The organism is Oscillatoria sp. CS-180, from assembly GCF_028330965.1.
Lineage (GTDB): Bacteria > Cyanobacteriota > Cyanobacteriia > Phormidesmidales > Phormidesmidaceae > Halomicronema.
In genome coordinates this window covers 1-26,996 of record NZ_JAQMUB010000030.1, presented here as the reverse complement: position 1 = coordinate 26,996, position 26,996 = coordinate 1, and the positions used below count along the sequence as shown (strand labels likewise).

Genomic DNA, 26,996 nt, shown 5'->3' with positions numbered 1-26,996 from the left:
TGCTCCGAAGTTAAAGGGAGTGACATAGCATCGCCCATAGCAAAGGTATCGATTTGTCATAATCTTGATGACGTCTCTAACTTATGTAAAGTTACGATTAAGTACTTTTGCTCAAGGTATATCTAGATACAAAACGTCATGTGATTTCGATTACTTTTTTGATGAATTCGAATTGCTTTCTCTCTTCTGAAAAGTTAGAAGATTTCACTCGGTTTGAATGAAGCTTATATACACGCGCCCACGGATATATGGCTGATTCATCGTATAGCTTATAGCTGTTATTAATTTTTCATATGTAAAAGTTCAAGGTAATCGGATCTCCTCTATTTGTATAGAGCTTTACATCAAAAATCTTCAGCAGTTCATGATGCGTTGTAGTCACTTGTAGAAGGCCCTATTTATGTCGTCCAAATATCCTCGGGATCTAGTTGGGTACGGTCAAACTCCGCCTCATCCCGGATGGCCTAGCGATGCTCGGCTGGCACTCCAAATAGTCCTCAACTATGAAGAAGGTGGAGAGAACTGCATTCTGCATGGCGATTCCAGCTCTGAAGCCTTTCTTTCCGAAATCATTGGGGCAGTTCCACTGCCGGGGGTACGAAATCTCAATATGGAGTCTATCTATGAATATGGCAGTCGTTCAGGCTTCTGGAGGCTGCATCGCTTGTTCACCCAACGGCAAATTCCTATCACAGTTTACGCTGTCGCTATGGCGCTAGAGCGCAACCCTGAAGCGGGAAGGGCAATGGTTGAAGCCGGTTGGGAGGTTGCTAGCCACGGTTATCGATGGATTGACTATCAATACGTCGGAGAAAACCAAGAACGAGAGCATATTGATAAAGCTATCGAAATCCAGAGGGCTGTTACTGGGCAGAGACCACTAGGTTTTTATCAAGGACGTCTTAGCCCTAACACTCGTCGTCTAGTAGTTGAAGAAGGAGGGTTTCTCTACGATGCAGATAGCTATGCAGATGATTTGCCCTACTGGGTTTATGACTACGATCGCCCCCATCTCGTTATTCCTTACACCCTGGACAACAACGACATGCGCTTTGCCACCTATCAAGGCTTTAACTCAGGGGAGCAATTTTTTACGTATCTACGAGATGCTTTTGATGTTCTCTATGCTGAGGGAGAGACGGCTCCCAAAATGATGAGTATTGGTTTGCATTGTCGTCTTTCCGGGCGTCCAGGGCGAATAGCTGCACTCGCAAGATTTCTGGACTATGTTCAAGGGTTTGAGCGAGTGTGGATTTGTCGTCGTCTTGATATCGCTCAACATTGGCATCAGCATCACCCTCCAAGGAGTCTGGATTCATAGGTCATAGGACGAATTATCGCTCATTGCTTCTACGAATCACTTTGGTGAAATGTAGCCTTAGGAATGAATGAATTTTAAGTTCTCAGTTTTGAGTTTTGAATGATTGAGTTATCCGCGAATCCAAAGCTCAAAGTTGATACTTAAATAAGTTCCTGTTCCTTAGGAGATTTTTGAAAATAGAAATATCCGGCTGTGGAGCATTACGCTGCGCCTAATGACACCCTACCAGCGATAAATGTTTTCCTGAAGCTCCTTCTAGTCCTTCAGGCTTAGGCACCCGATAGCACTTGGATGCTTCTTGGCGCATAGCTAGTTGGCTTGTCGTCTTGTTCTAGCGAAACCGGCGACAGCTATATCATAGGTTTTGTCTCTCTTAGATTTTTGCGTGATCGCTGCACATTTAAAGAAGCCTGGTAAAATGGAGAACTTGCACAGCTAGGGCTGGTTCTTTAGGATTGAGTTCTTGCAGTTCTGATTATTTGGCGTCATTAAGCACTTGAACATCCATGATTAAGTTACGTTTGAAGCGATTTGGGAAAAAGCGGGAGGTTAGCTATCGAATCGTGGCTATGCCAAGCACGACTCGCAGAGACGGTCGTCCCTTGGAAGAATTGGGTTATTACAATCCCCGTACTGACGAAACTCGCCTAGAGGTGCCCGCGATCGTTCGCCGCTTGCAGCAGGGCGCACAGCCAACACCTACTGTCCGCCGAATTTTAGAGAAGGCGAATGTTTTTGAACAATTAAAGGCAGAGACTCAGAACAGTCCTGTAAATTCCTGAATTTAAGTGAGATTAGCAGCTATGGCGGACAAACCCGATTATCAGGGACTCATTCATCACTTGATGAAGCCCTTTCTCGATACTCCTGAAGACCTCAAAATGGATATTGAGCAAATTGGAGATGGGCGTAGGGTGTTGCTGCGGGTTGCGTTTTCCACTGATGATCGGGGGCGGATGTTTGGTCGAGGCGGGCGCAATATTCAAGCGATTCGTACCGTTCTAGAAACAACAGCTGCACTATATGACCAAAAAGTGTCTTTGGACGTATACGGAGAATCCAACCATGAGTCTCGTTCGGGATCGGATAACGGCTCAGGTGGAGACCGCAATCGCCGCCCTCGACGAGGGGGCCGTCCTTCTCCCCGCCGAAATTAAACCGCTGACTGAGCTGACTTAACATTCCACGGTATGCAGCAGACAGCCCACATTGATCTGCCTTCTTCCGAAAGCGCGATCGCTCTTGCGGGTCATCAAAGCGAGAATCTCAAGCTTCTGGCTCAGCAAACAGGGGCCAATATTGTCATGAGAGGACAGTCTCTTCTGCTATCAGGCAGTCAAGCGACTGTAGACCTCGCTCAGCATATTGTGTCTGCTTTGGAGCCATTATGGAGTCAAGGCAATATTATTAGTCGTGCCGACATTCTCACTGCCCGCCAGGCCATTAACACTGATCAGCTAGACGAACTGAAGGCCATCCATAGTGAAGTAGTCACTCGGACTCGCCGAGGCGATGTCATCAGGGCCAAGACTTTCCGCCAGCGCCAATACATTCAAGCCCTCGAAAAGAAGGACCTTATTTTCTGTTCTGGTCCTGCTGGAACGGGCAAAACGTTCTTAGCGGCAATGGTTGGTGTACGGGCGTTGATGAATGACGAATATGAGCGTTTAATCTTGACTCGGCCAGCAGTCGAGGCGGGAGAACGACTCGGTTTTTTGCCTGGCGATTTGCAGCAAAAGATTAATCCCTATCTGCGTCCGCTCTATGACGCGCTTCACGAACTGATCGATCCAGAAAAGATTCCTGGTTTGATGGAGCGAGGGGTGATTGAAATTGCACCTCTTGCTTATATGCGGGGACGTACACTCAGTAACGCATTCGTCATTCTGGATGAGGCTCAAAACACGACTCCTGCCCAGATGAAGATGGTGCTAACACGGCTGGGCTTCAAATCTCGGATGGTGGTTACGGGCGACACCACTCAAACAGATCTACCTTTGAATCAAACATCCGGTTTAGGCGTGGCGCAGCGGATTTTGGCTTCGGTCGAGGGAATTGCTTTCTGCAAACTGACTCAAGCTGATGTTGTCCGTCATCCGCTCGTGCAGCGTATTGTCGCTGCCTATGAAACCTACGAGAACGCTGGCAAGCCTTCACCGAGGCGATGACTCTCTGGGCAAGACGAAGGCGTGTATTTCAGTTTGGCCCGTTTCACCGACACATCGCACAGCATTCGGGTGCTCAGCGCATCGTCAGATGACTCGCCGTCTGACCTAACGAAACTGGTGGCGGTTATATCTGGGCCTAATGCGATAATATTCGTCGAGTCGCTGTTGAAAATGGTCCCAGTGATGTTCAACAGCATCTCGATCCAACCAAAAGGTTTGTGCAGGGGTGGAATCTAGGGCGATCGCAATCAATGCGCCTTCAACTTCAATTCCTGCTTCCGTGTAAACCTGTTCAAAAGCTTTGGCATAAGCGGCAACCTGAAGGCAGTAATCGCCAATCCACTCTAGTTTTTTAGGTTTAATGGCCGTTTTCCAATCACAGAGACAGATGCGTCCTTGATAAGTCATAACGGCATCCGGGAATCCCACGTACCCATCGTCATGCCAGACAGCTCCTTCTACCAACCAAGCTTCGCTGACATCCTCCAGGACTGGCACGATAGAGTCCCAATAGCCAGTCACGTCAGCTGGAATGTCCACGAGCTGACCTTCCAAGAAGCGAGCAATTTGCTTGTGTAGGCGAGTTCCTGCCGATGAAGCCTTGTTTGAAATCTTCTGTGCTGTCTCAACACCGACCCGCTGACGCCACTGCTGAAGCGCTTTTCTGGCCTCGGCGGGTTTGGTTGCAGACAAGATTGTGGTGACCCCTGGATACCGACACCCATTAATTTCATAAACTCGGCGACGATTAACCGTTACCGTCTTTGCCCGATATCGCTCTAGTTTCAATCTGTTGTCTCCTTTGAGCAATGAGGGAATGCGATACACATAGCAGTAACCGTCTAGGCTTGTGCACTAATGATATCCGGGGTTGAGCTCATCGCTAGATGGTTCGCCGTCTTCTCCTAATAGAGCTGGCAGGCTATGTTGTGTTGCCAAATGGCATCCTACGTGGAGCTGGTTCATTAAACGAATCTGCTGTAGCAGGAAGGGAATAGTATCCTAGATGCGCAAATCAACCACAACCGGACGGTGATCGGAACCTATATTAGGACCGACTCGCACATTTGCAACTGCAACTTCATGGCTGACCAAACAGTGGTCAATGGGAATTGAGAAGATTAGGGGTGCCCAGTTCGGCAGGGGCGGATACGTTCCTTTTGTCGGCCAGCTTGGCAACAAACCAAAGCCCTTGCGGACGTTTTTGAGATCTGTGCTGCGGATGAAACGTTTGTAATAGGGCGACCACATCGTGATGTTGAAATCGCCGACAACAATTTGAGGAGTCGCCGCTGTTTGTAGATATTGTCCCATTTGATCCAACTGTTTATTGCGGGAGTGAAAATATTGGGATCTAACAGGCGGAACCGGATGGGTGCCCACAAACGAAATACGCTGCCCATTGACAGGAATTGTTGCCACCACACTTGGGGTGCTGTCTTCAGCAAAGTCTTTAATCTCAACCGTTTCTAACGGATATCGGCTGTAAAGCAGAATGCCGAAGTTGTAGGGACTGGCTTCTCCAGAAGAATGCGGCAAGTCTGATTTAAGCTCATCAAGTCTGTTTTGCCATCCCTCGTCAACCTCCATGAACAAGGCTAAATCAGGCTCTTCTTGGCGCGTAAAAGCTAGGACCTCTTCAAACTGTTCATTCTGAGTATTCACATTGGAAATGAGGACTCGCAGATTGCTGTCCCCATTGGCGGTCAGAAATCTCGGCGGCAAATACCAGAATAAGATTTGAGTACTCAGAGCAACAGTGCAGGCTAGCCCGATCAGAAAAGTGACCTTGTATCGGGTTAGGGCAATGACGACTAGCGCGATCGCACTCAAAATAAAATATTGCAGCTGAAAATGAGAGAGGATTTCCAGATAGACGGGCCAGCCATAGATGCTGGAGAAGAAGGCAATCGTGGTCAGCAGTAAGATGCTAAACAGCGAAAATCCTGCCAGCAAGCCCGTTAGACATGACTGTGATTTTGCCATAATGCCAGATACCCCACTCAACAAGAGTAGGGTAGCCAATTATTTTGAGGTTGAAAAATTTACGCCACGCCTGCCGAAGCGATCGCATATTGGCGAATCGCACGAAGATTCTGAGTCAGGTCGTTACGTAGGTGTCGCTCAATCAATATGGCTGGAATGGTTCGTGGCGGACAAACCGTCACCTCATACGTCAGGCGAGTTCTAGACTCTAAGGCTTGCTCAGGCTCCAATCGCCAAGCGCCCTCAAAAGCTTTGAAATCACCTTCAATCATGGTGAAGCCGATGCGGTTCGGGAATTGCTCGGCCATCTTGAGGACAACGCGAGCACAAAACTGAATGTTAAGAAAGCACTGAGAACCAATTTGCTCAAGCAGCGTCATCGATTCAGTGCTCTCTAGGCGACGGCTAACTGTCAGATTAGGAATAAAATCAGCCAGGTTGTCATAATCCGTCAGGATTTGCCACACTTGCTCAATCGGGCAGGGAATCAAAATAGATGCCAAAATACGCCGCTGCCGCCCTTGTAGCTTTTCAGCAGAAATTTCTAGAGAACAATCATCACCTTTTGCTTTCGCCAAAGGCTGATCCGCTGGAGTATTCAGTTCACAAGAAGCGTCTGTCATGGCGATGCTTACTTTTGCTTAGAACATTGAACCCAAAATAGCTCTCAAAATCAATATACCGAGGAATGACTCCCCTAGTTATTACTAATATGAGGCATAGGTATAGATTACTTTCTCTCTCCTTATCCTAATCACCGTGGAATCGCCACAGTTTTAGGCGTGAGTCGTCTATCTTCAGTAGAAACCGTATCGTTGATTGTGAACCTCAAGTCATGCTTCATGTTGTCGGCACTGTCAAAGGCCCCGGAGAAACCGGAAACGAGTATTTATTCATTACGGCAGACAACCGAGAGGTTAAGATTGGTGAATTTGTGTCTTATCAAGCTCAGCAGAGCAACGAGACCTTAGAGATCTTAGGAAAAATTTCAGATCGGCGATTGATCGACCACTTGCCAGACCGCATCTTTGCCGACACGGGGATCAGCCCAGAAGCGATCGCAGCCCTCGTGGGTTTCGCTTATCCCAATCCCGAAATTTATGAAGTCACTGTCACTGTCATTGGCTATTTTCACCCAGCCCTTGGCTTCATTAATCCTCGACTGACCCCAGATCCCGGCGCGAAGGTTTATCGAGTAGACGACGAGACTTTAGTTAAGGTTGTCAACAAGAAGCAGACAGGAGAGGTCGGGGGTGCCCATGTGGGATCGCTGCTGCTGCGTCCGGGTGAGACTGTTCCGGTCACGTTGGATGTAAAAGAACTTGTCAGCACCCACATGGCGATTCTAGCGGGAACAGGCTCAGGCAAGTCTTACACAGCTGGCGTCCTGATTGAGGAGCTGCTGCGGCCCTATAACCGAGCAGCTGTCTTAGTCTTTGATCCCCATGGCGAGTACGGCACCCTGGGCGACATGCGCGGCCATTTTGCGTTTCAAGGGGATGACGGCTACGCACCCACGGTTAAAGTCCTGACCCCAGACGATATTCATATCCGCATGTCATCGCTGGATTACTACGACATTCTAACGCTGCTACCGAATATGAGCGATCGCCAACAAGCCATCCTCAACAAAGCATTCGCAATTCTCAAGCGTCATCGTCAGGGCGACTATCGGTGGGACGTTCAGGACCTGATCCGTGCTGTCAATGAGGCTGATACGACCGAGGACGAAGACGGTAATCCCAAAATTGGTTCGTCGGCTCCAGCGATCGAATGGAAATTGGAAAAGTTATCCAGTTCCCGGTATTTTGATCGCATGAATCACCTGTCGCCGAAAGATCTGTTTGAACCTGGCCAGGTCACTGTTTTACAAATGAATGAGATTAGTCAGGAAGAACAGCAGGTGATCTGTGCCGCAGTTCTACGCCAGAGCTATCAGGCTCGCATGAATACGGCCAAAGAGCTCGTTTCCGAGGAAGACGAAACCTACTTGCCTTATCCCGTATTTATTCTGCTGGAAGAGTCTCATCGTTTTGCCCCCGCTCATGAACCGGCTCGCTGTAAACAGGTCCTTCGCACTATTCTCAGCGAAGGCCGTAAATTCGGTATGGGTGTTGGGCTAATCACCCAGCGTCCTGGAAAGCTTGACTCCGATGTGTTGTCTCAGTGCATGAGTCAGTTCCTCATGCGAATTGTGAATCCTGTCGATCAGGAAAGTCTTAAGTATGGCGTTGAAGCAGCGGGTCGTGATCTCCTGAAAGAACTGCCTGCGTTAACAAAAGGACAAGTGATTATCTCAGGAGCCTGTGTGAATACGCCTGTCCTTTGTCAGGTCCGTAAGCGGCTGACCCAGCACGGTGGGGAAACAATGGATGCGCCTCAGGACTGGCAACGGTATTTTCAAAAGCACCATAAGCAGAGCCGCAAGATTGAGCGGGCGACGGTTGCGCGTCCTCGTCCGGCGGAGACGGTGGGTGGCATCAGCATTGAATAATGGGCGCACCGTCGAAAGAACCTTCCAAGCCGTTAGTGAAGCTGGCGAACCGTCTGTTTGATACGGAGCGAGATCGCGCCGACTTCATGCAAGCACTGCTCCATCCGCCTGTCTTTGCCCCGACGATCCTGTGGACTCAACCAAAACCACCTGAATTCAGCTGGGAAGTTCTACCGCCGCTCCCCTGGCAGCCTGCCTTCGTTGATCGCTTAGCGCATACTGTTCGTCCGGGTCAGCATCCGCTGCATGACAAAGGTTATTTCTATTGCCTAGATTTCTCCTCTGTGTTTGCGGTCTCTGCTCTTCTGTCAATCCCTGAAGCAATCGAGAGTGTAATCGATCTTTGTGCTGCTCCTGGCGGCAAAAGTTTGTTTACCTGGGTTGCCTTGAAGCCAAAGCGATTGCTGTGTAACGAGGTAGTCCGAAAGCGTGTCAGAATTCTGATCTCGAATCTGAAGCGGTGTGGTGCGATGGATGCGATCGTGTTGAATCAGGATCCAGCAGTCTTGGTAGAGCAAACCCCTAATTGCGCTCAGCTCGTATTAGTCGATGCCCCCTGTAGCGGACAATCCCTTTTGGCTAAGGGACAAGCCGTGCCGGGTTGTTTTCACAAAGTCACCCTAAACCGCAATGCCAATCGTCAAAAACGTATTCTGGCAAACGCAGCACAGCTTGTACAGTCCAGCGGCTATTTGCTGTACTCTACCTGCACCTATGCCCCGGAAGAGAATGAGCAGGTATGTGCCTGGTTTTTGAAAAAGTTTCCTCAATTCGTTCCTGTCCCAATGAGCCCACTCAGTCTTCATCAATCTCCTCTAACAGAATTACCGTGCTATCGCTTGTGGCCCCATACGGATCTCGGTGCTGGAGCGTTCATGATGCTCCTCAAGCGCCAGGATCGGGATGAAGTGCAGCCCGTCAACGAAGTCTTTCTAACTCAGCATCAGTTGGTCTTGTATGCCGAAACGCGATAAGCAGTAGGGCTAATTCCAGCCAAAAGATACAGGCTCATGCCGAAGGTCTCATGTTTCCATACTGATACAGCGAAAGACTGTAGCTTGCTTCTGTAGAGCTGTACGCAGAGAAGAAAAGGGTAAATCGATCCTCGACGCAGGATAGGCTTTGGCACTTTGAGGTGCCTGAGGTCATATGGCTACAGCGATGTGAAAATCTCATGCAAAACTGACATGGAAAGTACTCTGTTTGACCGGGCGTTTAAAGATAATGAAGGCAATCTGACGATCGCTCAAAAGCCCAATCCTCCGCTTTTGGTTTGGCTAAGCGCAACGTTGTTGAGTCTGTTACCTGTGACAGGAAATTTGCAGATTCTTTTTGAGACGATCTCCTTTGGGGCCTTATTTACCTGGGCCTGGATGGAACTATTTCAAGGCGTCAACTATTTTCGCCGCTTTTTAGGATTGACGGTGCTAGTTATTGCGATCGCATCGAAATTAAACTACTAGATACGGTGTCAATGACAGCATCAATAAACGGGGTCGACTCTAAGTAAGTTGGTTAAGCAAATCAACCTTCTGCACCCAATCGAATTAAAGATGCTTCTTAGCGTGCCCTAATCAGGCTCTTGAGAAGGTCTCAACCATTGTTTTGGTGTAGTAGGTAACTAGAACCTGTTGATCCGAATCTAAATGGGTTAAGACTTCATCCATCAGTAAACGAGTAGCTGTCGCTGTCATCTTCCAAGGAATGCCTAAAATATCAAAAACCATGATGCAAACGGCGGCTAATTCTTGCTCAATGAATGTCGAATCATCATCCAATATGGAAAGCCAGAGATATGTTTGAAACATGTCAAAGTCTCGTAAGCAAGAATGCATGATTTTAGCATCTTCAAAATCGCCTCGGCGACTACGATAACCTGAAAAAGATTGTCCCAAATGCTCGAAAACCACCATGGAAATTTCAGATATTCTCGATAGCATCTGTTCGGTAATGACAAACAAAGGGGAATCCAAATCGTATCTTTCAGCAGCCACGCAAATTCGTTGCCAAGGCAATGCAACTTGTTCCTCTAGAAAGTTCAGGTAAGGCGTTATTAAAACCTGCTCTGTCAAGGTCAGTTCTTCTAGCAATAGAGCATTAGTTAGATTAATTTGGGTTGTAACAAATCCAATAGAGCGCCAGTCATTTGCGACCATATGCTCTTGCAGTTCCAGTAGCAAAGGTTCTAAAGTACTTGCCAATCTACTAATCTTAGGGAACCCCCAAGCTTCCAGGGACGTGGCTCCTGAAGTACTCCACAAATTCCCTTTTGAGGACAAAACAATTGTTGACTCCTCTTGATAGGTTTTGAGTAGTTGATCATAGATTTTGCTAGAGATTTCGGATAAGCGAACGACTTTTCGAAAAGATTGAGTATCTTGATCCTGATATAACTCTCGCGTTCTGATCGCTCCTAACTGACACCTTTTCTTTATTAACTCGGAAGGTAACTTTTCCGCTGTTTGTATCCGACCTTGGGATGAAGCAGCCTCTCTTAGTTGGCTTTGAACGTTAGAATCTTGACCAATATCAAGTAAGGATAAATCTGGAAAGTAGCGATCGCTCCAAACTTTCACCAAACGCTCGACAGTTGGAACGTTATTAAAATGAGCAGGAATTAACATTACTTTAAATTTAGGTGGGCAGTTTCGTCGGCGTTTTTAACACCGAATAGATAAGCACCCCTTAGCAACCTGATTTTGTTTATCGAGGACTGGAGATAAACAATTAAGCCAAAAGTGAGTCAATGATTATGCACTCAATCTGATTCCTATTAGTACTGAACGGTTGGTCGCTTTATAACGAGAAAGTTGAATGATCATAAATATCTATCAAAGGTATCAACATGCGATAATCTATAGTTGCTTAACGGCTTTTTCACCCTAAATTCAGAATAAAACCTTAGTCCAAAATTTTGATCTGCTCCGGCCCGCTTTATGGTTTCAGTCTTCATAAAAACAGACTGTTCGGTATTTTTTATGGGGATGATCTTGTTCGAAGCTCCAGAGAAAAGTTAGTCAGCTTGAAAGTAATATGCCCGAAAAAATTGATAGAGTTGATAGCTCCTACAATTTACTTTAAAGACTTTCTCGAAATTATTTTTTATGGAATCTAAATCGATATCAGCAACGGGATCATTTTAATTCTGGGCATTGATAAATCTATATGGCTATGCCACACAATATTCATGATCGAACGAACGAATTAGCAAAATTCCTGGCTGACGAAAGGTTCTAATTAAGACGCTGCTAACAGGGTCGCTGGGCTTTAAAGATATTTGAATTGTGACTGTAGCGATTCTCTGAAGCAGTTTCAGGTGAAAGCTTAGGGCGAAAAGGCAGCATTCTAAAGAGTAGGGTATCTGACATCCCTCTCAATCATTTGCAAACGTTTGCGTTTCCCCAAGTTCAGTCCTGTTTTGGGGATAGTTGAGTTGCTGTGCTAGGTTTTGTTCGTTTGGCCATCATCCAGTCAAACTTAGGAGAACGCGATCGCTCGACTGACCTGATCGTATCGCCGTTGCCAGATCTTTCAGAACAAGACGGCGAGCTATTTGGCTATAGACTAAGCACTTGAATGCTGTTTGGTGTACAAGTCCAAATGGCTAAAGCTATAAATTTGCTCGCCTACCTGACGACATTGAGTAGTGAAAGTTTATCGCTGCTGCCACGTTACGGGCATGACAACCACACGACTTGGACTGGATGATCGTTGCTAGAAACAAGTCAACGCGATCGTCAAACTATTCAAACCGATCGCAGAAGAGCACCTCTAATCTTCTCTTCTTTTACGAAAGAATCACCTCATAGACAAAACGTCCCGAAAAGAGCTTACAAAATAGGTCTTCTCGGGACGTATAGCCGTCATCACATGACTTAGGCAGTTTGGTCACCTGTACGGATCAATAAACTATGTTGTCAGCTGCCTTTTGTCAGTGCTTTAATCGACGAAAATTTTCATCAAAAAGCTTTACATCGGACTGTTGTCTCCATTATGGTTCTTAGCAATCAATTCACTCAAGGAATTTTCCTGTTTGTGTTGGTACCTCAACAGAGCTTTGAGGGTTGAGGCACGACGAGCAGCGTTAGTCCTTGACGACCCACTACATGAACATCGGTGTTTGGTGCAACTTTGCTCTGCATATTGGGATAGTAGAACCGTGCAGGCCAGTCAGTTGCCTCAAAGCGTACCCGCCCCAAATGATCAGGCTTAATGGTTTTCAGTACCGTAGCAACGCCTAAATTGTCTGACAACTCAACTGGATAAGGGCTGGAAAAGCCGCAATCAAAGGTATTTAGAGTGTTCATAGCTTTCAACTGGAAACAACACTCTAACTATGGCATTTGAAAATTAGACTTTAGCGTTAGAGAAAAGCCAACTTTCCCCGACTTTTTCTATTAAGTGCAAGAATTGCAAAAACTTAAAGAGAATTAGGCAGCGTCATCATCTATGCAGCCCAAAAAATGTTAATCGTCGTCATCAAGTTCAGCTAACAACTGGTATCGAGACCAAACAAAAGTACACCAAATACTGAAGAAAATGTCAATCAAGACCACCATAAAAATTTAAGATGAGTATTACTATTCTTTGTAGTAAGCGCGTTGACATTCTCCGTGGTTTTACCTGAATATATCCCTACAGGGTAAAAAATATCTACACGCGCGATGCAGGAAGAACTACCGAAGGATTTCCTTGTATCTATGGCAAGGAAGTATGGTTTGACTAAGCTTGAGGAGGATGCTTTTGTTGAAACCTTTCACAGCGGCAGGAAAGATCCTGTCATCATTAAGATCCTTGGTCTTACCCTGTCGGCGTATCGTTCTCGCATGGGTAATGTTTACACCAAGTTTAGTTTTAGAGATGGGGGACGTGGGAAGCGATCGCGCCTCCACTATTTCCTTTGCGAAGAGTATCAGAAGGCCAATCCTAATCGTTCATCCAATCTAGGTAATGTCGATATTGATGGATTAGTTGATGAACTGAACGATCGCCTAAAAGATAAAATTCAGAATGAGTGTGGTTCCATGAGGGTTCTCGCAATGACGCGCCCTTTGGAACTATCTAACATTTTTACAGAAGTCAATATTTTAGAACAGGTCTCTCGCAACCAACGCCTGCGAGTCAGTGATCTGTTGAGTGCGTTTCAGTCGGGCAACGATGATCTCAATCAACTGGGGCTAGGACGCCATACTGTTGAGAAAGTATCTGGCCTTGACTATATTCAGCAGGAAGACAAGTTGTTGTTATTGGGCCGACCCGGAGCCGGTAAAACAACCTTTCTCAAGCACATTGCTACTCAGTGCAACGCTCGTAAGCTTTTTCCGAATCATTTACCGATCTTTATTGTCCTTAAGCATTTTGCTGAAGCAGACAGTCAACCTAGTTTGCTGGAATACATTATTCAAGAACATGCTCCATGGAGAATCAACGACTACGAGATTGAGGGACTTTTACAGGAACGGAGACTTCTTTTACTTTTAGACGGCTTAGATGAAGTCAAAGTCGAGGACATGCATCGAGTCAATCAGCATATTCAAAGTTTCACTGAGAATTTTCACGGAAACCGCTTTCTCTTAACATGCCGTATTGCAGCCCAAGAATATGTGTTTGAGCAATTTACAGAGGTTGAAATAGCTGATTTCAATGAGGAGCAAATTGAAGCCTTTTCGAGAAACTGGTTTGCTTATAAGGAAACACCGGAGAAAGCAGACAGCTTTTTAGAAAAGCTACAACAAAACTCGCGTATCCAAGAACTGGCAACAAATCCGCTGCTCTTGACATTGCTCTGCTTAGTCTTTGAGGTAGAGGCTGATTTTCCTGCAAGCCGTGCAGAACTCTATTCAGAAGGAATATATACGCTGCTGAGGCGATGGGACGCTAGTCGTAATATTGAACGAGGACAAATTTACCAGGAGCTTTCAGTTGATAGAAAAATAGGGCTACTCAGTCATATTGCTTTAAAGGCTTTTGAACGATCGGAGATATTTTTCAAGAAACAGACGCTAGCAACTTATATCGCTGAGTATATTGTTCACATCCCTGGCAGGCTAAGGCGTAAGCTTCTTCCCTATGAAATGGAAGCACAGGCTGAGAGAGTGTTGCGATCGATTGAAGCCCAACATGGTTTGTTAGTCGAGCGTGCCCATGGCATTTACTCCTTCTCTCACCTGAGTTTCCAGGAATACTTTGCCGCTCGTGCTATTTCTTATGAGCGAAACCTTGAGAAAATTCAGCTCGTTTTTGAACAGGTTAAAAACAAACAGTGGAATGAAGTTTTTCTTTTAGCCGTTAGTATGTCACCTAACGCTGATGATTTGATTGTCTTCATGAAGCAGAAGATAGACATTATGCTGAAAGATCAATCTCGACTGATCGATTTTTTTGGTTGGCTTAAGCGTAAAGCATTCAGCTCAAATGCCAAGATGCCGCAGTACTTCATTAGAGCTTTTTACTTTATGTATTCAATTAGTCAAGAAGAAGTCGTTAGTTCAGTGAACTCTACGCCAATTCACCCTGAAATGGATTTAGATCGGGCCCTTGTCAGCGTTATTAACACTTCAAATAAGCTATTGCAGATGCCAACATCTACTCCTGAATACGCCGAACTATGCCACAAAATTGAACTAGATTTGCAGGCAACCAACCGAATGGTACAGCAATCCTCCTTGAGTAGTAATAGCTTTAGAGAAAATTGGTCGCAAATTGTGAACGCACTACCTCACCTTGTTCAGTCACGGATGTTTGGAGAGAATACAGAACATCTGGAGGATTTGAGAAATTGGACCAAACAGTTAAGGAATTGTGTTGTGACTAATCGAGATATTGGTCATGAGTGGAATTTCAATTCAATTCAACTGAATATGCTTAAGGAGTATTACAATGCCAGCAAACTTTTAATGGATTGCCTTAGTGGTGACTGTTATGTCAGCCGTACTTTACAGAAGCAGGTGAGAGAAACTTTATTTGTCGTAGCGGAGTGACTTAATTGAAATAGTGACCCTGCATGGATTAGTTTGTAGCTATGATGTGGGATTTCCTGTTCACCGTATTGGCGATACAGCGAAACTTGGGCTGAATGATCTAGTGTTGCCTCGCTCAAAGGTATAGTGATCAAACCGCGAAGTAAAGCTGAAATACTCTGAGCGATTAAGCCGTTTCTTCACCTTTGCCCCTGAAAACTACGCTTTGATATGGTTTTGAACATCAGGGTTAGCTATGAGGAATGACTATGAGCATTAATCTTGGGTGGTCCATTCTAGGTTTTGTCGTCGTTAGCTGAATGCGCTTCGGTCTGGAACAGCATTCTAGAAATTGTCGCAAATGCTTGATAAAACTTTGTGGCGTCTGCTTTCAGGAAAGGTGTCTTCGAGTGTCTATAACTGTATTTTCTGAGTCGTTAGTCTGACCCGGAAAAGAAGATGGCAAGTTATAACTAGACAGCACGATCAGAGGATATTCCACCTCTTGGTCAATACGATACGCTGCACACAGGATCTTGGGAGAAACACGATGACGTTGGGCGGCATGGACAGCTCTAATCAATTATTGGGTAGCCGATATCGGATTCTGCGTGAATTGGGTCGAGGTGGGTTTGGCTACACCTATTTGGCTGAAGATATCAACCGCTTCAATGAACTGTGTGTTCTCAAGGAATTTTTTCCCCAAGTCAATGATGAGGCAGGGTTACAAAAGGCGAAACAACTCTTCGAGCGGGAAGCGGATGTTCTTTATCAACTGAATCATCCCCAGATTCCTCGGTTTAGAGAACTGCTGAGAGTTCAAACAAATTATCAGGGACGCATTTTCCTAGTCCAAGATTATGTAGAAGGGCCAACCTACCAAGAGCTGTTGGAAACACGTCTAACTTCAGGAAGCTGCTTCTCTGAATCCGAAGTGATTCGAATGCTTCAGCAAATTCTGCCCGTTTTTGACTATCTTCATGGTGTCGGTGTTGTCCACAGAGATGTCGCTCCAGACAACCTGATTCAGCGCAATAGTGACGGCTTGCCTGTGCTAATTGATTTTGGCGGTGTCAAACAATTGGCAACCGCTGTACAGCAGCAAGTAGGAGCTACAACTGTTCCGACACGCCTAGGTAAAGTTGGATATGCACCAGAAGAACAGCTAGAAGCTGGGCAGGTTTCTCCAAGTGCCGATCTATACGCCTTGGCAGTCACAGCATTGGTGCTTCTGACGGGCCAAAGTCCAGACGTTCTGTACGATCGCTACACCAAGCAATGGCACTGGCAGCAGTATGTCTCTCTGAGTCCTCGCCTGACAAAACTCTTGAATCGAATGCTAGCGCCTCGGGTGGGCGATCGCTACTCCTCGGCCTCAGCGATCAGCAAGGCCCTGTCCAACCCTGACACTTACGCCACACCGACCTACATACCTAACAATACCAACCACAACTATGTCGAGCCCACAGTTGCAGTGGCCCCAGGTAGAGGGGTGACGCCTCCTAGTACCATTGCCGCTCCACCTGGCTCAGCCCCTAAGCCTAGCAAAAAGCGCTCAGCAAACACTAACGGTTGTTGGCAAGCGCTTCTAGGTTTGTTTTTGCTAATTGGCTCTATTAGTCTAGTCTGGTGGCTTGCCAGTCGATGGGATCCTACCGGATCCACAACGCTATCTAATTCAGGCGACGTTGAAACCTCTGCAGGGGAGGAAACCAATGAACCGTCTAATCCCTCATTTTCGACTGAAGAGCAAGCTCGAAAAAATGACCTAAAGCAGCGTAGGGACGCGCTTCAGATTAACAATCAGTTTTTGGTTAAGCTAACCGATCAGTTGTTCTTCGCGCAATTTCCTCAAATGCAGGGACAAGCGCTCAGCGATCGCCCTGAAGACGCTGATCTACGCGCTGAGTGGGACAGCATCTCCAACGAAGTTTTGACCGTCTTAGAGAACAACCTTAGCACTGAGGCTCGGAAGAGATTGGGTAGTTTTAGCGCTGCTGATCGCGATCGCTGGCGTCAGCAAGTCAATCAGCACTTTGTTGGCAGTCGCGCCCTCTACGATCTGACAGATGCTAAGTTTGCCTATCTATATCCACAAAATGCGGCTCAGGATTTCATTGATCAGCCTATTGGACAAATTTGGCATGGGCTGGCCTATGATCGCGTTCAAGCGATTGAATCAGGCGAACGTCGCGAAGAAATCCAATTCGGCAGTGGAGAATTTGGTCAATCATTGCGCGATCGTCTAGATGCTGGGGAGGGACGGATCTACACCATCAACCTCAGCGAAGGTCAATTTATGCGGCTTAACCTACAGGCTCCACCTCAGAGTACTCGCCTCTCAGTCTATGTCCCCAATCCGACTGATGAGATTCCTGTATTGCTAGAGGATTCGAGCGATCGCACTTGGTCAGGTCAGCTACCTCAGTCTGGTTATTATGAGATCGTTGTGGTCTCGACGCAAAACGCCCCTTTAGATTACGCCCTAGATGTCAGCGCTGATAATGTTACCTCGACTCCAAGTGGTCCAGAAGCATCTCCAGAGGACAAGGATTGAATTTTAGGGAATATAAGACGTTGCCAGTCCCGCTAGGGTAAGACAGCGAGCCATTTGGCTCTAAGCTTGTGCACCTAGATGCGATTAAATGCACAAGCCTAGAGGGGACGGACTTCCGACAAGAGGTCCGTTACTGCCTCAACCTCAATTTCGCAGTCGCAACCTGCTGACACCTCGATGAGATGTTGGTAGCCGGGGATTGTTCCCAAAAATGCCACATTGTACCCATAAACGGAATTGACAATATAGCCCTCTAATCCATTTTGCTGGTAGGCCATAATCTGAATATCGCTGCCCATCATGCGACTAGCCTGTTCTTGTAAATTCAGTGTGGGGTCGGGCATGACCTTCTGAATCATTTCAAAGTAGTAGCCACCTCCACCCCTGCCGCCGTTTGCAACGCATTGAATCCATTCAAAATCGTCAGGGTGAAGAATCTGCACAGCTCCATTCTGAAGTTTCATGGTGCGGTAATTTTCAGGAATAGAGACAGAAACACCTAATTCAGGCAGTTCGACTGTCCGTAGTGTTTCAGAAGGTGATTCGTAATTGCCATCCGGCTCACATAGCTCTTGAGACTGTGCCCGGACAGGAGAAAACGCGATCGCACTCAAAGCTAAAGCAACAATTAACCACCGAGTACGGGTTCTGGAAATAAGAGGCATTGTTAAGGGCTGATAGGGACAGCAAGTAGATTTAACACCCACGAGGTGACTAAAAAGCTGAAGGGCAATTTGACGCTGACGCCTTGAACAAGTCTGTGCCCTTGCCACTTTAACTTTGCACAAGAGTTTAAGTGACTCAAACTCTCGTGACGGAGACGACCTAAGTAACACCGTAATTGAGTATTCTTCAAGGCTTGAAAGCCTTTTCCAGATTGTGAATGCTAATTTTGATCAACTCAGCTCGCAATCAATCCAGAAAAAGGACTACCAAAGCCAAGAGCACTGCGACTGAATAGGACTGCTATCACAATCACTATTAAAAGGAGGGTAAGAACAATGTCCTGGCGAACCAGATTGATTTTCTCTCGGAAGAGCGCATAACTGAGGTAGAAAGCGATCGGTAGATTGGTGAGAGAAACGACAAAAATTGCACCTGCAATTCCAAATAAAGCAAACCCTACATTGATGCCAACGAGTGACAAGAAAAAGCTCATGCCTCTGCTCTTAGCGGTGTAGGACGGTTTACCAATTCCCAGCAGACAAGAGCCAGAGGTTTCGTTGACCATGGCAAACCATCGTCCCAGCATTAGAACTGGCAGCATCCAGCCCGCCTGCTGATATCTCTCGTCGTACAAAAAATCAATAATGTAGTCGCCAAAACACATGAAGGGAATCAGAATGAGATAGACCCCTACTAGCAGAATTCTGCGCTGTTTGACGATCTTTTGTGTTAGCTCATCTCTTGGTAGGTCTGCCTGTTTGGAAACCACGGGAAAGATGACTTTGAAGCCCAGCTGTTGAACAACTTGAACGGGTAACAGAGCCAGGTTGACAGCAATGCTGTAAACCCCGAAAACTTCAATTGGAATTAGTTTTCCAAGAATCAAACGGTCGGCTTGATCGCCTAAAAAGATAAAAATACTGGTTAGAAATATCCAGCGACCGAAATCCGTAATCTCCTTTCTGGCTTCCGGTTCAAGGGAAAACTTATGGCGAGGACCAGGACATAAAACATAAGAGAATACAGCTTTGTAAATAGAGCCTGCAATAGTACCAACAACAATTGCCCATACTGAAGGATATATTAGGGCGACTGCCAACATAACAACAATCGAAACAACTTGCTCTAAAAACTGAAATATAGTGACTTTTCCTAATTGGATATGTCGATTTAGAGTGTAGACTCGGACTGTTTGAAATGAAGTGATTAAATTAGTGATTCCTGTAGCGGGCAACAGCTGCCAAAGCTGAGGTTCGCCATAGAAATTTGCTAAAGGAACGGATATAAGGCAGACACAAAACCAGATTAAAAAGCCTCTAAGAACCTGAATAGTCCACGCGGTATCTAAAAAGTCTGGATCATCTCCTCGTTTACTCTGAATAACATTCTGTATGATTCCAATATCTGTAAACAGTTCAAGTCCTATTCGGAAAGTGGTCACCAATGCCATCAATCCGAACACTTCAGGAGCCAAAATTCTGGTAAGCAGAAGATTGTTCAGAAGGCGTAGGAATTGGCCCATGCCATATCCTAAAAATGTCCAAATCGCGCCTTGAATGGCCAATTTTTTAATTGAGGACATTGAGTGTATTACCTCAAGGGCTATCTTTACTAGGGCTGATATACAGCTTTCCCAACCCGCGACGAGCGATTGACATCCTGGTGGGTTGTCTCTGGAGGGACATTTCCTGAAATAAGCTTCCCACTTTGATATCCCGATACATCATGACTGCCGCACAAGGTATTATCAACGCTGAAGAAGATTTCATCATAGAACCCTGAATTCCAATAAGATTTTGTTTTGGAGATTCGTAATCCGTTTACTAACTCACAAAGTTATGATTGATTGGGACCCAATGCTAGTCTTCCTCCTTTGGAAGCAATGCTTGAAATTAGGTTCGTTTTCTGGTGATCGATCTCACAACTGATTCTGAGAAGCTTTCAACTGAAGACGAAATTAGCGCGGCGATCGCGCTAGTTCGTTTAAGTCGGTTTCGATGAGCCGGGGGTGCCAATACTAGATTTTGCAAGAAGGTTATGCACGAACAAGTACTTCAGGTGTTTCCCAGCGTCCTTCGAAGCGTCGATGGGCAGCTACTGATTGATATTGATTGGTTAGATGCTCTAAAGATATATCTCAAAAATTTTGAGAAAGTCACGTTGGCCTGTCCAGTAACAACTGATAACAACAATTTTGGTTTGCAGAAATGCTATCCCGTTGAAAAGCTTTCCTATGGGCATCGGCTTGAGTTTTTACCCTTACCTGAAGCTTTTAAAGTTAACGATTTTATCAAAAATTATTCTGTAGTACGATCGCTCCTAAGTAAAAGAATTCAGGAATCCCAATATCTGGAATTTTCTCCCCATGCCCTAGTGGGAGACTGGGCCGCTGTAGCTTGTTTAGAAGCTATTCAGCAAGATCGCCCCTATGTTATCTCTGCCGATGTCGTTTACCACAAGGTTGCGAAGATTAGCTATAGCAAGAAGCCTTTCCTAAAGCGCTTCATAAAGGATTCGCTCTCTTTACCGCTCATGAAGCGGTACCACGAGCATCTGTTTCGCCAGTCTCATATGGCACTCATCCAGGGGCAAGATGCTTACAACGAATACTCCCGTTATTGCAGAAAGGCTAACCTGATCTATCACGTAACTGTCACAGGTGAAGAGAAGATTACCCCTTCTCAACTTGAGCAAAAGGCAGAGTCTGTCCTGTCTAAAGACAATCCGCTGCGGATTTGCTACGCAGGGCGGGCTGCTGAGATCAAAGGACCTCTTGACTGGATACGCGCGATCGATACGCTCGTTAAATCAGGGACACCCGTTCAGGCAAGCTGGATAGGGGACGGGCCCTTATTATCGGAGATGAGAGATCTAGCGGAGTCGTTGGGAATTTCTGACCATATCTCGTTTCCAGGCTACGTGGCTGAGCGGGAAAAAGTTGTTGAGTTTGTCCGCAACGCTCACATCTTTTTGTTCTGTCACAAAACCCCTGAATCGCCGAGGTGTTTGATTGAAGCCCTTGCTCTAGGTTGTGCCATTATCGGCTACGAAAGCGCCTATCCCGTTGAACTTGTAAATCCCCACGGTGGCGGTGAATTTGTGGATGTTGATGACTGGCAAATGCTCGCTAAAAAGCTGTCCTCCTTAGATACTGAAAGGCAAGCGTTAGCTGATTTGATCCGAAAGGCCGCTCAATCAGGCAATGTTTTTGACAGAACAACTGCCCATCAGAACAGGATTGATTTGATTAGAGCGACCTATCAAGAGGCCTGAGATAATTGGAATTGGCTGGTTTTTAGCCGGGCAGAAGCGCAGATCAATCCCCTGTAGGTGGGTTCTATGACACGACTGAGAAGGGGATCAAAGTATAGTTTGAGCTATCTGGGCTTGTGCACCCAATAGCATCCAAGTACTTAGCTATAGCCCGGTGCTCGCCGTCTTGTTCTAGTGGACTAACGACGGCTCATTTGGAGTAAAGCTAATCCTGCTCACTCATGAATTCCGTTCTATTCATGAAGTGCAGCGTCTGTTCTAAATTCGGCGGCAGAGTGTCTTCATCTTCTGCTTCCGTTACGTCCATCATCTCCATGGGAGAGGTGGGTGGAACACAAGATTCACTGAGCATCCGAACGATTTCTGGGGAAGGGCAACCAACCCGGCGAAAGTCAGAACCCGTGAAAAAGCCAAAATTCATGCTGCCTAAACGAATTAGGTCGCCATCCTTTAGAAGATGATTTTGTCGGATACGGACACCATTGATGTAAGTGCCGTTAGTACTGTTGAGGTCGTAAATGACAAACCCACAAGCCGAATCGTAGCGGATAGCGGCGTGACATCGAGAAAGACGGCGATCGCGAATGGGCAGAGAGGCTTTATTAGGGTCGCGGCCAAATGTCCAAATTTGGTTTTGAAGATGAGGCTGTAAGAAAATCTGAGATCTGTCTCCAGAAACGTTTGTGATGAGGAGTGCTTGTTTGTCAGTGACTAACCCCAGCACATATGAAAAGTTGTCTGGGCGAACAGGCATCTGCTTATCTACTGCTGCCAAGCTGAGGATTTCGTTCAGCAGTGAGGGGTTTTGTTCGTATAGCCGCCGAAATACTTGGAATAGGTTCAAACTGTTCTGAATGTTTTCATCTGAAGAGTCCATATGTGAGAGTGCATATTCACTCAGCGTTTTGGGATCGAACATGATCTCCAGTCTCTTATATCAATCAACAACCTGAATCGAAAGACGCAAAACCACCCTCATGGGCAAACCCTATTCATAAGGATACCTAATCAGCATTTGTTTATCCTAATTGATGTCATTACTAAAAATCCATGACATAGAGGGGTAGACCACTAGACAAAGATGCAAACCGAAAACCTTAATCTTGAAACCTTGATTCTTTCAGTTACGGACAGTCTACCCATGTGCTGTTTCAAAATAGCGACAAACAAACGAAGTCATTACTGAGACTTGCTTTACGCGGGACAATTCTTTGTAGTGCTTTGTCAAATAAGATACTTCATAAAAGACGAGCATTCTTAAGAGAAAAGTATGATTCAGCAACTGGATTGTAGTCAAACGCAGGCTTTATCAAGACAAGATCAATTAGCTTTACGGGCGTCTTCTACAATAGTGTTTATCATATCTCATGGAAGTTACCTATTAATCTGTGCCTATTCTTACCTGGATTACGAAACCTAATATCAAACTTAAGAATCACATAATAACTATTGAAGTTGATGTGCTTGTCTAAAGGTGCACTTTCCAAACCAGACACCATTAAAGTGAGACAGAAAACGATGACTTTGTGATATTCCCTATCAGCAACGGTGAATTGGTGACAAAGCTGACGATACTCTAAAACGTTAGGATAAACGGAAGAAAGCAGTATCTTATCTGAGGTTTTCGCGCTATGGCAATGCCCAACGTAGAAGTTTACACATGGAGTACCTGTCCTTTCTGCATTCGTGCTAAAGCGCTGCTCCAGAAGAAGGCGATCGCCTACACCGAATACTGTATTGATGGAGACGAAGAAGCCAGAGAGCAAATGACTCAAAGAGCTGGCGGTAGACGCTCACTCCCTCAAATTTTTATTGATGATAGTCATGTTGGCGGCTGTGACGATTTATATGCCTTAGAGCAACAAGGACAATTGGATGAACTTCTCAATAAGTCCAGCACTGTTTGATTCCTGACACATCGCAAAGGACAGAAGGCCAGAACAGTTTCTCTTACGGCTAGTCGTCTAATATCTTTGACTATCTGAGGTTGGCGTTGCTCATCAATAGAGATAATTGCTTCCTTTTTACCAAGGAATCACGGCTTAAAGCCGCTCAAGACAGGAGATATAGGGCGACTATGCCAAGACGACAACTGATCCATTTATCCCCAAATTCAGCAACACCCTCAAATTCATTGACGACAGCTTTTTCTTGAAACTGAGGAACTGACTGAGACAAAACGGTCCCGTTAGAGCACCTCATTGGAGGCAATCTAACGGGACGGCGTTATCTAGAGGAAACTAGCAGTTGATTATAGAACGCTAAGCTATGCCACAGAGACTACTCGACTTTGAGGGCTGGTCTCCTTGGAGTGATGGTTATGTCTTGGCTGAAGCAGTCCATATCCACCATGATTGCGTTCGTAAATGACGTTGATTTCCCCCGTGTCTGAATTGAGAAACATGTAGAAGTCGTGATCGACCAGTTCAAGCTGCTCTAATGCTTCGTTAATAGTCATCGGTGGCATTGAGAAGTATTTGGTCCTTACGACAGCCTCTGGAAGCTCGGGTGATTTGTTGAGTAACTGAGAAACGTCCACGCTTGGGTTTTCAGTTGTCACAAATGCATCGTTAGGCTTGACAGACGTAGATTTGCGGCCTTGACGCTTTTCCTTATACTTCCGCAGTTGACGAGTTATCTTGTTGGAGACCAAATCAATGCTGGCGTAGAGGTTTTCGCTGCTTTCCTCAGCTCGTACAACAGCTCCATCAATATATAGAGTCACTTCCGCATTCTGCTTCGGATTAATCCGAGCATTCTTAGCGACCGATAGATTGACGTCTACTTCATGCGTTAAATGTCTGAAATGGCTGACGGCTTTGGAAATCTTTTGGTCTACATAACTGCGGATGGCATCCGTGATCTCGATGTTCTTACCTTGAATCACGAGCTTCATAGAGTCGCCTCCGTACGATATTCCTTTATGATTTCACCCTAACACCTTGTATTCTGCACGACAGTCTCCTTCAGAATCCTTTGCAACCGGTAATGTTTTTTTATTTCTTTCTCACGAAAATTTCTGTCGAGTATTAAAGCAGGATTAGCCGTGGCTTCCTCGATCGCACTTCATTCGAACAAAGGTATGGCCAAACGCATTTGCTGGCTCTATCGCTTAGAGACCGTTTCTTACGATATTGTCTGGCGATGGCAGCAGAACCTATTGCATCTTCGTCGTCAAAACCCTGACCTGCCAGACGCTCTATTACTCGTTGAGCATCCTCCTGTTTATACCCTGGGACAGGGTGCTGATGAGTCGTTCTTGAAGTTCACACCCAACGCACACATGCCTCCTGTCGTGAGGATTGAACGCGGGGGAGAGGTCACTTATCACTGTCCTGGACAACTAGTGGGATATCCAATTCTTAACCTTCGCCGACATCGACCGGACCTTCATTGGTATTTACGGCAGCTAGAGGAGGTTGTTATCAGAACCGTATCGGCTTTTGAGATTGATGGAGAACGCTCGGATGGATTGACTGGAGTGTGGGTTGAGGGCCGAAAAGTAGCTGCGATCGGTATCAAAGCGAGTCGTTGGATCACAATGCATGGGTTTGCCTTGAATATTTGCCCAGACCTATCAGGGTTTCAGCACATCGTTCCTTGCGGTATTGCCGATAAAGCTGTGGGTAGTCTTTCTGAATTTCAGCAGGGTTTAGATCGACTGCAAGTTCAACCTGTTTTAGAAAAACAATTCGCTCAGGTCTTTCAGTGCGAGCTAGTGCCTCAGGACCTGTGTACGTTGCCATCAAGCCTTTCATGAAGGAATTATCAGACAATTAAGGAATGAATTTTAAGTTCTCAGTTTTGAGTTTTGAATGATTGAGTTATCAGCGAATCCAAAGCTCAAAGTTGATACTTAAATAAGTTCCCGTTCCTAACGCTGAGAATAAACAGAGCGTTCAGACTCAAACGATAGCAAGATTTGCCCCTGGTACATCCAGCGAGAATTTGTCATCAACATCAAAAAAATAGATGGAATATGGGGATAACCCCACCTTAAACTTCGATAGCAAGTTACAGTAGAGTTACCGAAGGGTGTCCGCAGTTCCGAACTTGATTGGAAAATAGGCGTTAGGGCTTTGTTTTTAGCGAAACCCAGAGCAAAAAACTCTGCAAAATCGTAGGGTCTTTAAATCTCTGTACGTTACCAGTTCTGGCGCTCGTCGGACCAGTCTTATTTAGGCAGCATCAAATCGAATGGATGAAGGGTTAATCTCACGGAACCCCGAAATTCCCTTTTGGAACAAAAGGGTTTGGGGGAATGGCAACAACAATCAATCGTTTGCACTGACAGTTCAAACTTCATACGCTACGACGTTTCATGACGCGACTCATGCTTTGTATTTGTCGCGTTCAGACGAGAGCGTTATTTTGCCCACAGCTAAGACAATCGAAGTAACTTCGCCAAGTCTGGATGTTCATCACGCCAGTCCTTTGGCAGAGCTGCGGGAGGGCGATCGCCAGGCTCTGGAAGCGCTTTTCGATTTTGACAATGATCTGATTCAAGACATCACTCTCGATGTTCATCGTTATTTAGCTCGGATGTATCCTGAGCCTTGCTGGGAAGATGAACCCCACGATTTTTTGCACGGTTACGTCTAGGTGACGGGCTTCTTGGCAGGATGAAGAAGGGTGCATTCCTAGAAATGCACCCTTCTTCGTAAGTCCTATTTGCGTTGGATTGTCTTAATAGTAGGTACCTACTTTACGGTGATGAACTGCGGTCATGCCCTCAGGGTCAGATACTTTACCCTCTTCGACAGTGCAGTAAACAACCCAATGATCGCTGACTTCCATGCGGCTGGTAACAGTACATTCTAGATAAGCTAAAGCATCGCCCAAAATGGGAGAGCCGTTTTGAGCGGGGCGGGTACGGATGCCTGCGAAGCGATCGCCACCCGGTGGAAAGCGCTTCAGGAAGTGCTTCATCAGAGGCGCATAGTTGCCCTCTTCTAAAATGTTCAGCACAAAGGTGTCACCGACCTGCATCAGGGACTCAATTGCCCGGTCCTTAGCAACGGCGACTGTGAAGCCCAACGGTTGAAAACTAGCTTGAGAGACCCAGGAAGCTAGCATAGCGCTGGAAACGTCTCCCTTCTGAGCTGTAATAATGTAAAGGCCACTGCTGATACGTCCCAAAGCTTTCTGCAAGTCAGCATCAAGGGATTTCAACTTTTTCAATTTTTTCGCTTGTGCCAGCAGCTGACCTAAGTCCGTCCCAGCTTCATCGCAAAGCTGATAAATTGCTTCGTCAGGAGTATCTTTAACTCGGATGGGGGCAAAGGCAATGCGAAGTTCTAGATCTTGGAATCGCGTTGTCAACGTGTCGATGGGTTCATCATCTCCACCATAAGACTCGAATAGACCCACAGCCTGTTTGTCATTGACCGCAGCGAAAATAGTCCCTAGAGCGGCTTGGGCACCCTTTGCATCTGATGCCGGTGGCATGCCGATGACAAGGCCCCGCGCTCGTCCTACTAGTTCGTTGACGTCTTGCGGATCGGCTGAGCGCAGATTCATCATCTCAACCGTCACGCCCGTCTTTGTGATTCCCCGCGCGATCGCCTGAGAG

General features: G+C 46.1%; 23 protein-coding genes. 13 read left to right on the top strand and 10 right to left on the bottom strand.

Annotation, left to right across the window (positions count from 1 at the left end):
• Positions 1-400 precede the first annotated feature (400 nt).
• The 4 genes from puuE to PN498_RS06125 all read left to right on the top strand — a co-directional run bounded on the left by puuE (position 401) and on the right by PN498_RS06125 (position 3,489).
• Complete coding sequence (gene puuE, locus PN498_RS06140) at positions 401-1,321, top strand: allantoinase PuuE (protein ID WP_272061839.1); 921 nt, start codon at positions 401-403, stop codon at positions 1,319-1,321.
• A gap of 506 nt (positions 1,322-1,827) precedes the next feature.
• Positions 1,828-2,103 carry a 30S ribosomal protein S16 gene (rpsP, locus tag PN498_RS06135; RefSeq protein ID WP_272061838.1) on the top strand — a complete coding sequence of 92 codons (276 nt, stop codon included), beginning with the start codon at positions 1,828-1,830 and terminating at the stop codon, positions 2,101-2,103.
• Between the two features lie 21 nt (positions 2,104-2,124).
• The gene (locus PN498_RS06130; RefSeq protein WP_272061837.1) at positions 2,125-2,478 is read left to right on the top strand and encodes a KH domain-containing protein; all 354 of its coding nucleotides are present in this window, start codon (positions 2,125-2,127) and stop codon (positions 2,476-2,478) included.
• 33 nt (positions 2,479-2,511) lie between these two features.
• Complete coding sequence (locus PN498_RS06125) at positions 2,512-3,489, top strand: PhoH family protein (protein ID WP_272061836.1); 978 nt, start codon at positions 2,512-2,514, stop codon at positions 3,487-3,489.
• A 105-nt stretch (positions 3,490-3,594) separates the two neighbouring features.
• On the opposite strand, the gene PN498_RS06120 is transcribed toward PN498_RS06125, so the two are convergent.
• The 3 genes from PN498_RS06120 to PN498_RS06110 form a co-directional block, all read right to left on the bottom strand.
• On the bottom strand, positions 3,595-4,278 hold the full coding sequence (locus PN498_RS06120) for an exonuclease (RefSeq protein ID WP_272061835.1): 684 nt from the start codon (positions 4,276-4,278) through the stop codon (positions 3,595-3,597).
• A 213-nt stretch (positions 4,279-4,491) separates the two neighbouring features.
• Entirely contained in the window at positions 4,492-5,475 is a 984-nt protein-coding gene (locus PN498_RS06115) for an endonuclease/exonuclease/phosphatase family protein (RefSeq protein ID WP_272061834.1), read from the bottom strand.
• Between the two features lie 59 nt (positions 5,476-5,534).
• A complete protein-coding gene (locus PN498_RS06110) occupies positions 5,535-6,098 on the bottom strand; it encodes an SRPBCC family protein (RefSeq protein WP_272061833.1) in 564 nt (187 codons plus the stop codon).
• Between the two features lie 212 nt (positions 6,099-6,310).
• On the opposite strand from PN498_RS06110, the gene PN498_RS06105 reads away from it, so the two are divergent.
• The 3 genes from PN498_RS06105 (at position 6,311) to PN498_RS06095 (ending at position 9,432) form a co-directional block, all read left to right on the top strand.
• Entirely contained in the window at positions 6,311-7,969 is a 1,659-nt protein-coding gene (locus tag PN498_RS06105) for an ATP-binding protein (RefSeq protein ID WP_272061832.1), read from the top strand.
• Positions 7,969-8,943 (top strand): RsmB/NOP family class I SAM-dependent RNA methyltransferase, encoded by a 975-nt coding sequence (locus PN498_RS06100; RefSeq protein WP_272061831.1) that lies wholly within the window; start codon positions 7,969-7,971, stop codon positions 8,941-8,943. Before PN498_RS06105 ends, PN498_RS06100 begins: the two co-directional genes overlap by 1 nt.
• Positions 8,944-9,156: 213 nt before the next feature.
• A complete protein-coding gene (locus tag PN498_RS06095) occupies positions 9,157-9,432 on the top strand; it encodes a hypothetical protein (RefSeq protein ID WP_272061830.1) in 276 nt (91 codons plus the stop codon).
• A 111-nt stretch (positions 9,433-9,543) separates the two neighbouring features.
• On the opposite strand, the gene PN498_RS06090 is transcribed toward PN498_RS06095, so the two are convergent.
• Positions 9,544-10,593, bottom strand: coding sequence for a hypothetical protein (locus PN498_RS06090; protein WP_272061829.1), 1,050 nt, complete (start codon positions 10,591-10,593; stop codon positions 9,544-9,546).
• 1,422 nt (positions 10,594-12,015) lie between these two features.
• The gene (locus tag PN498_RS06085; protein ID WP_272061828.1) at positions 12,016-12,276 is read right to left on the bottom strand and encodes an NfeD family protein; all 261 of its coding nucleotides are present in this window, start codon (positions 12,274-12,276) and stop codon (positions 12,016-12,018) included.
• Positions 12,277-12,633: 357 nt separating this feature from the next.
• Here PN498_RS06085 and PN498_RS06080 point away from each other — a divergent pair, with 357 nt between their 5' ends.
• On the top strand, positions 12,634-14,949 hold the full coding sequence (locus tag PN498_RS06080; protein WP_272061827.1) for an NACHT domain-containing protein: 2,316 nt from the start codon (positions 12,634-12,636) through the stop codon (positions 14,947-14,949).
• A gap of 529 nt (positions 14,950-15,478) precedes the next feature.
• Positions 15,479-17,485: a serine/threonine-protein kinase gene (locus tag PN498_RS06075; protein ID WP_272061826.1), complete on the top strand. Its 2,007-nt coding sequence runs from the start codon at positions 15,479-15,481 to the stop codon at positions 17,483-17,485.
• A gap of 98 nt (positions 17,486-17,583) precedes the next feature.
• Here PN498_RS06075 and PN498_RS06070 read toward each other — a convergent pair whose 3' ends face one another.
• Complete coding sequence (locus tag PN498_RS06070; RefSeq protein WP_272061825.1) at positions 17,584-18,150, bottom strand: hypothetical protein; 567 nt, start codon at positions 18,148-18,150, stop codon at positions 17,584-17,586.
• 236 nt (positions 18,151-18,386) lie between these two features.
• Positions 18,387-19,733 (bottom strand): oligosaccharide flippase family protein, encoded by a 1,347-nt coding sequence (locus PN498_RS06065; RefSeq protein ID WP_272061824.1) that lies wholly within the window; start codon positions 19,731-19,733, stop codon positions 18,387-18,389.
• Between the two features lie 455 nt (positions 19,734-20,188).
• Between PN498_RS06065 and PN498_RS06060 the strand changes: the two genes are divergently transcribed.
• A complete protein-coding gene (locus PN498_RS06060; protein WP_272061823.1) occupies positions 20,189-21,424 on the top strand; it encodes a glycosyltransferase in 1,236 nt (411 codons plus the stop codon).
• A 205-nt stretch (positions 21,425-21,629) separates the two neighbouring features.
• On the opposite strand, the gene PN498_RS06055 is transcribed toward PN498_RS06060, so the two are convergent.
• A complete protein-coding gene (locus PN498_RS06055) occupies positions 21,630-22,343 on the bottom strand; it encodes an FHA domain-containing protein (RefSeq protein ID WP_272061822.1) in 714 nt (237 codons plus the stop codon).
• Positions 22,344-23,061: 718 nt separating this feature from the next.
• Between PN498_RS06055 and grxC the strand changes: the two genes are divergently transcribed.
• On the top strand, positions 23,062-23,331 hold the full coding sequence (gene grxC, locus PN498_RS06050) for a glutaredoxin 3 (RefSeq protein ID WP_272061920.1): 270 nt from the start codon (positions 23,062-23,064) through the stop codon (positions 23,329-23,331).
• A gap of 359 nt (positions 23,332-23,690) precedes the next feature.
• Here grxC and hpf read toward each other — a convergent pair whose 3' ends face one another.
• On the bottom strand, positions 23,691-24,320 hold the full coding sequence (gene hpf, locus PN498_RS06045; protein ID WP_272061821.1) for a ribosome hibernation-promoting factor, HPF/YfiA family: 630 nt from the start codon (positions 24,318-24,320) through the stop codon (positions 23,691-23,693).
• Positions 24,321-24,506: 186 nt separating this feature from the next.
• On the opposite strand from hpf, the gene lipB reads away from it, so the two are divergent.
• A complete protein-coding gene (gene lipB, locus PN498_RS06040; protein WP_272061820.1) occupies positions 24,507-25,184 on the top strand; it encodes a lipoyl(octanoyl) transferase LipB in 678 nt (225 codons plus the stop codon).
• 437 nt (positions 25,185-25,621) lie between these two features.
• Positions 25,622-26,026 (top strand): hypothetical protein, encoded by a 405-nt coding sequence (locus PN498_RS06035; RefSeq protein WP_272061819.1) that lies wholly within the window; start codon positions 25,622-25,624, stop codon positions 26,024-26,026.
• Between the two features lie 84 nt (positions 26,027-26,110).
• On the opposite strand, the gene PN498_RS06030 is transcribed toward PN498_RS06035, so the two are convergent.
• On the bottom strand, positions 26,111-26,996 hold an 886-nt coding region (locus PN498_RS06030; RefSeq protein ID WP_272061818.1), incomplete at its 5' end, for a flavin reductase.